The sequence below is a fragment of the Pseudomonas sp. genome (assembly GCF_050739655.1).
GTDB lineage: Bacteria > Pseudomonadota > Gammaproteobacteria > Pseudomonadales > Pseudomonadaceae > Aquipseudomonas.
In genome coordinates this window covers 1-7760 of the sequence record NZ_JBOIBY010000623.1, presented here as the reverse complement: position 1 = coordinate 7760, position 7760 = coordinate 1, and the positions used below count along the sequence as shown (strand labels likewise).

The 7760-nt window shown below is 57.6% G+C and carries 7 protein-coding genes and 1 tRNA gene; 6 read left to right on the top strand and 2 right to left on the bottom strand.

The window, feature by feature from the left end; translation table 11 throughout:
- Positions 1 to 98, top strand: a 98-nt coding sequence (locus tag ACRESJ_RS29715) for a cold-shock protein (protein WP_401068994.1), incomplete at its 5' end; no start/stop codon positions are given.
- A gap of 139 nt (positions 99 to 237) precedes the next feature.
- Here the strand turns inward: ACRESJ_RS29715 and ACRESJ_RS29710 are convergent.
- Positions 238 to 1245 (bottom strand): DUF481 domain-containing protein, encoded by a 1008-nt coding sequence (locus tag ACRESJ_RS29710; protein ID WP_431761073.1) that lies wholly within the window; start codon positions 1243 to 1245, stop codon positions 238 to 240.
- Between the two features lie 163 nt (positions 1246 to 1408).
- On the opposite strand from ACRESJ_RS29710, the gene ACRESJ_RS29705 reads away from it, so the two are divergent.
- From ACRESJ_RS29705 to ACRESJ_RS29690, 4 genes are all read left to right on the top strand, one after another.
- Positions 1409 to 1762 (top strand): MGMT family protein, encoded by a 354-nt coding sequence (locus tag ACRESJ_RS29705; RefSeq protein ID WP_431761072.1) that lies wholly within the window; start codon positions 1409 to 1411, stop codon positions 1760 to 1762.
- 44 nt (positions 1763 to 1806) lie between these two features.
- Positions 1807 to 3366 carry an AmpG family muropeptide MFS transporter gene (locus ACRESJ_RS29700; protein ID WP_431761071.1) on the top strand — a complete coding sequence of 520 codons (1560 nt, stop codon included), beginning with the start codon at positions 1807 to 1809 and terminating at the stop codon, positions 3364 to 3366.
- A gap of 144 nt (positions 3367 to 3510) precedes the next feature.
- Positions 3511 to 5226 carry a proline--tRNA ligase gene (locus ACRESJ_RS29695; protein ID WP_431761070.1) on the top strand — a complete coding sequence of 572 codons (1716 nt, stop codon included), beginning with the start codon at positions 3511 to 3513 and terminating at the stop codon, positions 5224 to 5226.
- Positions 5227 to 5243: 17 nt separating this feature from the next.
- Entirely contained in the window at positions 5244 to 6197 is a 954-nt protein-coding gene (locus tag ACRESJ_RS29690) for a hypothetical protein (RefSeq protein WP_431761069.1), read from the top strand.
- A gap of 100 nt (positions 6198 to 6297) precedes the next feature.
- Here ACRESJ_RS29690 and dinB read toward each other — a convergent pair whose 3' ends face one another.
- Positions 6298 to 7359, bottom strand: coding sequence for a DNA polymerase IV (gene dinB / locus ACRESJ_RS29685; RefSeq protein WP_431761068.1), 1062 nt, complete (start codon positions 7357 to 7359; stop codon positions 6298 to 6300).
- A 301-nt stretch (positions 7360 to 7660) separates the two neighbouring features.
- On the opposite strand from dinB, the gene ACRESJ_RS29680 reads away from it, so the two are divergent.
- A tRNA-Met gene (locus tag ACRESJ_RS29680) sits at positions 7661 to 7737 on the top strand.
- Positions 7738 to 7760: the final 23 nt, after the last annotated feature.

Here is a 7760-nt window from a genome sequence, read left to right as displayed (position 1 = left end):
CCGACGGCTTCAAAAGCCTGAAAGAAGGCCAACAGGTTTCTTTCATCGCTACCCGCGGTCAGAAAGGCATGCAAGCTGAAGAAGTTCAAGTTATCTAACTTGTACTTGCTTTAGTAAAAAGCCCCGCTCTCAACAGCGGGGCTTTTTTGTGGCCAAAAAAAGATCGAAGCCTTCGGCAGCTCCTACAGAGAACGCATTCCAATGTAGGAGCTACCGCAGGCTGCGATCTTTTGCTTTTTACCAGGTCACACCAAACCCGGCGGTGTATCGGGTCTTGTCCAGGTCCGCATCATCAGTGCCATCGATGATGTCACGCTCAGCCTTGAGGTTGAGCGAAGCCCAGTCCGTCACCTTGTAGCGCAAGCCCATCTCGGCATCCAGCGCGTATTCGGCCACACCCGAAAGAGGCTTGCCCACTTCGCCATTGGTGAAGAACTCCACTTTCTTGCCAATCAGATAGCGGTTGTAGTCCCACTTAATGGCTACGGAGTAAAAGTTCTCCTTGCTGCCGTCGGCGAATTCATAGTCTGTGCGGTTGACCAGGGAGCCAAGAGAGAACGCGCCAAGCTCATCATCCCAGAATTGATAACCCGGGCCGGTACCGACCGTGCGCTGACGGGAAAGATCTTCAACTTTGTCACGCTTGTAGACCAGGCGACCTTGCCAGAACCATTTTTCGGTCAGGAAACGGTCGAGGGAGTACTCGGCTCGCCAGTTATCCGTGGTGACTACGTCATCCTGGAACTCGCGGTTGTACTCGCCTTCCGCGATGTGCCGCCAGCGCCCATGACGCGCAGTGGTCTTGAAGTCGATATCGTAATCGTCGGTATCTTTATCTGCGCGCTGATAATCCAGAGCCGCATCAATGTTGCCCTTCCAGATCAGGTCTTCAACGACTGGCTTGGGCTTGAGCATTTGCTGGATACTCGCCAGCTCCACCGTCCTGGGCGCGTCGCCATTGGCCAGGGTCACCTTGCCATCCTCTGCCGGGTGCAACGACTTGGCCACCTCTCCGGTGTAGGCATCCTGCTTGACCAATAGATGCTGATCGCTCTCCAGGGTTTTGACCTGCTTCCAGTCGATTGGCACTGCTCCAGCGTACTCGGTCTGGACCAACAGCTTGCCACCGTCGAACAGGATGATCTTGCCGCTCAATTTGTCACCGTTCTTCAACCAGACGGTATCCGCGAGCAAGGGAGTGGAGGCACTGATGACAGCGAGGCACAGCAGGGTTCTGGACAACATAAGCAAATACAGGCTCAAGATTGCGAAAAAAAGTCGGCATTATCCTTGGGAATATGGCCTTAGCTAGGACTGACACGACTATTTCTATTGAGTTCATATCTCAACAGGCAATCCAGGATTTACTCTACAAACGGTACTGTGAATTTCTTCAGGAACTGTGGATGTGATCGAAGCAAAGTCTGAACCCGACAGCGCAGCACAAATCCGACGCACGGCGCTCTATCTGACCCTGGCCCAAGTGCCCGAAGGCAAGGTGGTGAGCTATGGTCAGTTGGCTGAGCTGGCCGGCCTGGGTCGTGCAGCGCGCTGGGTTGGTCGGACCCTGAGCCAACTGCCCAACGACAGCAAATTACCCTGGCATCGTGTACTCGGTGCAGGCGGGCGCATCAGCCTGCCTGCAGGCAGTCCGTCCGGGGACGAACAACGCGCGCGATTGCGCATGGAGGGCATCAGTATCCTGAATAATCGTGTTGATATTCAGCGCCATGGGTGGCGCCCGGTAGAGCACAGCGGTTAGAGTGCGCGCTTTGTTTTCGTATTTCTTGAGGCAGACTCCAGCCCATGCCCCGTAAAACCTGGCGCGCCGCGCTCGCTGCCTATGCCAGCCCCTCGACGCTTGTACTGCTATTGCTGGGTTTCGCCGCCGGCCTGCCCTACATGCTGGTGTTCTCCACGCTTTCGGTCTGGTTGCGCGAAGCCGGTGTGGCGCGCGAGACCATCGGCTACGCAAGCCTGATCGGCCTGGCCTATGCCTTCAAATGGGTCTGGTCACCGCTTCTGGACCAATGGCGCCTGCCCTTGCTCGGCAAGCTGGGTCGCCGACGTTCCTGGCTGGTGCTTTCCCAGGCGCTCGTCATTCTGGGCCTGATCGGAATGGGTTTCTGCGACCCGCAAAAACATTTGTCCTGGCTGATCGCTATCGCCGTTGTCGTCGCCTTTGCCTCGGCAACGCAAGATATTGCAGTGGATGCCTACCGCCTGGAAATCGCCGATGACAGCCGTCAGGCCGCCCTCGCCGCCAGCTACATGTCCGGCTATCGAGTCGCCGCATTGCTGGCCACTGCCGGTGCGCTGTTCTTCGCTGAAGGTTTCGGTTCTACCGGCTTCAACTACAAGCATTCGGCATGGGCCGGCACGTACCTGCTGTTCGGTGCCCTGATGGTCCCAGCGCTGCTGACATCCCTATTCATGCGCGAACCCCCGGTACCCCTGCGCACGCAATTGCAGGCCGGGCGTTACAGCTTCGTGCACCAACTGGCCTCGGTGTTCGTGCTGATCGTATTGCTGGTGTCCGTCCCAGCCATGTTCACCCAGCTCTACAACACCGATTTCGCCAGCGTGCTGTTCGATGGTGTAAGCCTGCTCGACCTGTTGCTCGAAGACCGCGCATTCCTGCGGGCAATTCTCTACACCACACTCACAGCACTGTGCCTGTCAGCCATCGGTCGACGCGGCTTGGCGCCGGTATTGACCCCGGTCAACGACTTCATTCTGCGATACCGCTGGCAAGCGCTGCTGCTGCTTGGATTGATCGCCACGTACCGAATGTCCGATACGGTAATGGGCGTGATGGCCAACGTGTTCTATATCGACCAGGGCTTCACCAAAGACCAGATCGCCAGTGTCAGCAAGGTCTTCGGCCTGATCATGACCCTCGTCGGTGCCGGCATGGGAGGCTTGCTGATTGTTCGATTCGGCATCCTGCCAATCCTGTTCATCGGCGGCGCGGCGTCGGCAGGTACCAACTTGCTGTTCCTGATGCTCGCGGACATGGGCCCCAACCTGAACATGCTGGTGCTCACCATTTCCCTGGACAACTTCAGTTCTGGCCTTGCGACCTCGGCATTCGTCGCCTATTTGTCGAGCCTGACCAACCTCAAATTCTCCGCCACCCAATACGCCCTACTCAGCTCGATCATGCTCTTGCTGCCGCGTCTGATCGGCGGATATTCCGGGGTCATGGTGGAAAAATTCGGTTACCACAACTTCTTCCTGATCACCGCCATGATGGGCGTTCCGACGCTGCTGCTGATCGCCTTGCATTGGTTCCAGGAGAGCCGCCGTGCCGGACCTACACCGACGCCGGAACCGGTACCAACCCAAGTCGTAAAAGAGTCGTAGGAAAGATCCGCAGGAAACACTGCAGAGGGCACGAAAGATTCCTGCCCTCTTGCCTCGCCACCGACCGCGCGCCTGTACGACAGCGGATCTCGCCCGTACAATGCTCCGTCATTTCTCGTCATCAGCAATCGATAACGGCCAACCATGCGCACCAGTCAATTTTTGCTCGCCACACAGAAAGAAACGCCTTCCGACGCGGTCGTGATCAGCCACCAGCTGATGCTGCGTGCCGGCATGATCCGCAAACTCGCCTCGGGCCTGTACACCTGGCTGCCGATGGGCTTGCGAGTGATGCGCAAGGTCGAAGCCGTCGTTCGTGAAGAAATGAACGCCGCCGGCTCGCTCGAAGTGTTGATGCCGAGCACTCAACCGGCTGAACTGTGGCAGGAATCCGGTCGCTGGGAAGAGTACGGCCCTGAGCTGCTGCGCTTCAAGGATCGCCACGGTCGCGATTTCTGCGCCGGCCCGACCCACGAAGAAGTCATCACCGATCTGATGCGCAACGAGCTGAGCAGCTACAAACAGCTGCCAATCAACCTGTACCAGATCCAGACCAAATTCCGTGACGAAATCCGTCCACGCTTCGGCTTGATGCGCGGTCGTGAATTCATCATGAAGGACGCCTACTCGTTCCACGCTGACCAGCCTTCGCTGCAAGTCACCTACGATCGCATGCATCAGGCGTACTGCAACGTGTTTACCCGCCTGGGCCTGAAGTTCCGTCCTGTAGAAGCCGACAACGGCTCTATCGGTGGCGCCGGCTCCCACGAGTTCCACGTACTGGCCGAATCCGGCGAAGACGATATCGTTTTCAGCAATGGTTCCGACTACGCCGCGAACATCGAGAAAGCCGAAGCCGTGCCACGGGAAACTTCGCGCCCTGCGCCAGCTGAAGACCTGCGCCTGGTGGATACCCCGGACACCAAGACCATCGCCGCACTGGTGGAAAAATTCGGCCTGCCGATTGAAAAGACCATCAAGACCCTGGTGGTTCACGCTGAAGAAGAAGGCAAGCTGATTGCCCTGATCATCCGCGGCGACCACGAACTGAACGAAATCAAGGCCGCCAACCAGCCTGGCGTTGCCAGCCCGCTGGTCATGGCTTCGGAGAGCGAACTGCGCGACGCCATCGGCGCCGGTGCCGGCTCCCTCGGTCCGCTGAACCTGCCATTGCCGATCATCATCGACCGTTCCGTCGAGCTGATGAGCGACTTCGGTATCGGGGCAAACATCGACGACAAGCACTACTTCGGCGTGAACTGGGAGCGTGATCTGCCTGTTCCGACCGTTGCCGACCTGCGTAACGTGGTCAGCGGCGACCCAAGCCCGGACGGCAAAGGCGTCCTGGAAATCAAACGCGGCATCGAAGTCGGGCACATCTTCCAGCTGGGCAACAAGTACAGCAAGGCGATGAAGTGCGAAGTGCTGGGCGAGAACGGCAAGCCGGTCACCCTGGAAATGGGCTGCTACGGCATCGGCGTTTCCCGCGTGGTCGCCGCCGCGATCGAGCAGAACAACGACGAGAAAGGCATCATCTGGAGTGACACACTGGCTCCATTCCAGATCGCCCTGGTACCGCTGCGTTATGAAACCGACCTGGTTCGCGAGGCCACCGACAAGCTGTATGCAGAACTGACTGCAGCCGGTTTCGAAGTACTGCTGGACGACCGCGACAAGAAAACCAGCCCGGGCATCAAGTTCGCGGACATGGAGCTGATCGGCATTCCTCACCGGATCGTGGTCAGCGACCGCGGCCTCGCCGATGGCAACCTGGAATACAAGAGCCGTACCGAGGCCGAGCCGCAAGCGCTGCCGGTCGCTGACGTACTGGCGTTCCTTCAGGCCCGTATCCGCCGCTGAAACCAGATAGAGACGTCATGTTCAAGCGAAACACCTTAGGCCTCGGTGGTGCCGCCCTGTGCGGCACCCTGCTGGTCAGCGGCTGTGCCAATCACATGTCACAACGCAGTGAGCACGAGGAACGTGTCGAGCGCAAATTGCTCGATCACAGCCTGCAGATCGATGTCGGCGAGCCCAAGGTGCTTGAGCTGCCGCAACGCCGGGTGAAAATCCACGAGCAGAAGACTTTCGAAGTCACTGAGTTCGAAGTCACGCGCCATTACGATCGCTATACGCCGTACCAACCCTGGCGGGAGATCTACGAGATCCCGCTGGGTGCGGTGGCGGTGGTCGGTGGTGTCGGCGCGAACGTGGCCAACGTGTTCGCCCTGGGCAACCTTCCCGATAGCATGACCAAGGACTGGTTCAGTTACGGCTTTGCCGGCTTGAACCCGTTCATGAACATGCAATCCCACGGTCGCGCCCAACAGAACCTGGCCGGAATCGACGAAGTCCAGCGCGACAAGCGCACGGAATACTCGAGCCTGCCATGGAGCGAGCGCCCAGTGCAGGTCAAGGCCGGCAAGGACACCTTTGAGCTGAGCACCGACAAAAACGGCGTACTGCGCCTGAACCTGTTGGACAGCCCGTTCGCCGAACATGACCTCAATCACCTGAGCAAGCTGCAGATCAATGTCGAGGATGGCAAGGATGACGTGCATAGCGATTCGTCCCTGGCACTGAGCAGCACTTTGCGCAACAAGCTGCTCGAAGCTCACGGGCTGATTTACGATGACCTCGAAGACGACGAAGTGAGCCAGTGGGTGCACAGGGTCAAGCGTTTGTCGGAACTGGGTCTGGAAGAAGAAGCCAGCGAGCTGGAGCAGAGCCTGATCGAACTGACCCGCAACGATCCTGAGCTGCAGACCGAGTTTCTCAAGTCGCTGACCAAGGATGCCGGGCGGCTGGTGGCGGATCCGGGGCCGAATTAACGGTTAATGAAAAGATCGCAGCCTTCGGCAGCTCCTACAAGGGTGTACACCACTCCTGTGTAGGAGCTGCCGTAGGCTGCGATCTTTTGCCTTTAAAGCATCAACGCTCAAACAACTCCATCTGCTCAAACCCGCCCCGTAAATCTTCCAACCTTACCCCCACACCCAACAACCGCACCGGTTTGCCGCCTCGATTGAAGGCCTGGGTCAGCAACAACTGATAACTGCCCAGATCCCTACCCGCCCCCGCCTGTTCCAGCGTGGTCTGCGTGAAATCGTGAAACTTCACTTTGACGAACGGCTTGCCTGGCCGATAGCTGCTGTCGATTCGAGCCATGCGGGCCTTGAGGGTTTCCAGCAGTTCCGGCAGCTTTTCCAGACAACTGCGAAGATCCGGCAGATCGACGTCGTAGGTATTTTCGACACTGATTGACTGCCGGCGACTGTCGTTATGCACCTGCCGATCATCGATCCCACGCGCCAGACTCCAGAGTCGCTCACCAAAACTGCCGAACTCACGCACCAGTGCCAGCTTGTCCCACTCGCGCAACTGCGAGCAATCAGTGATGCCGAGCTTGCCCAATCGCTCCGCAGTGACCTTGCCAACCCCGTGCAACTTGCTCACCGGCAAACCGCTGACAAAATCTTCGACTTGATCAGGCGTAATGACGAACAGCCCGTTGGGCTTTTTCCAGTCACTGGCAATTTTGGCGAGAAATTTGTTAGGTGCCACACCCGCCGAAACCGTGATGTGCAACTGATTGGAAACGCGACGGCGGATATCCTGAGCGATTCGCGTGGCGCTACCGCCGAAATGAGCGCTGTCCGACACATCCAGGTAGGCCTCATCCAGAGACAGCGGCTCGATGATGTCGGTGTAATCGCGAAAGATCGTATGAATTTCCTTGGACGCTTCCCGATATGCATCCATGCGCGGCTTGACGATGGTGAGATCGGGACACAGCTTCAATGCATGCCCGGAAGACATGGCGGAACGCACACCGTAGGCCCGCGCCTCGTAATTGCAGGTAGCGATCACCCCCCGCCGATCCGCAGAGCCGCCCACCGCCAGGGGCTTACCGGCCAGGCGTGGGTCGTCGCGCATCTCGATGGCCGCGTAGAAACAGTCACAATCGACGTGGATGATTTTTCGCTGGGTCATATCAGCGCAGTGTTCATGATCAAAAATTAGCGTCAAGCCGTGTGGGAAAAACAGTATCTCACTGACACCTGTATATAGCACCAGTAGTCTGAATGTTCTTAAATGCTTGTAGGTAAAACCCTCGATAAATTTATTTTTTCAATTGAAAAGCGTTTCGTAATAGAGCTGAAAGCCTTGCCACACCTGCGTCTCAGGCCTGCAACGAGCCTGCGAATCCAGATAAGCAATTGAACCAAAACAGATTTTATCGGAATTGAAGGTTGACACCCCGGCGTATCTCTATAGAATGCCGCCACACAGACGCGGGATGGAGCAGTCTGGTAGCTCGTCGGGCTCATAACCCGAAGGTCGTCGGTTCAAATCCGGCTCCCGCAACCAAACATCAAAAAAGGCTACTCGAA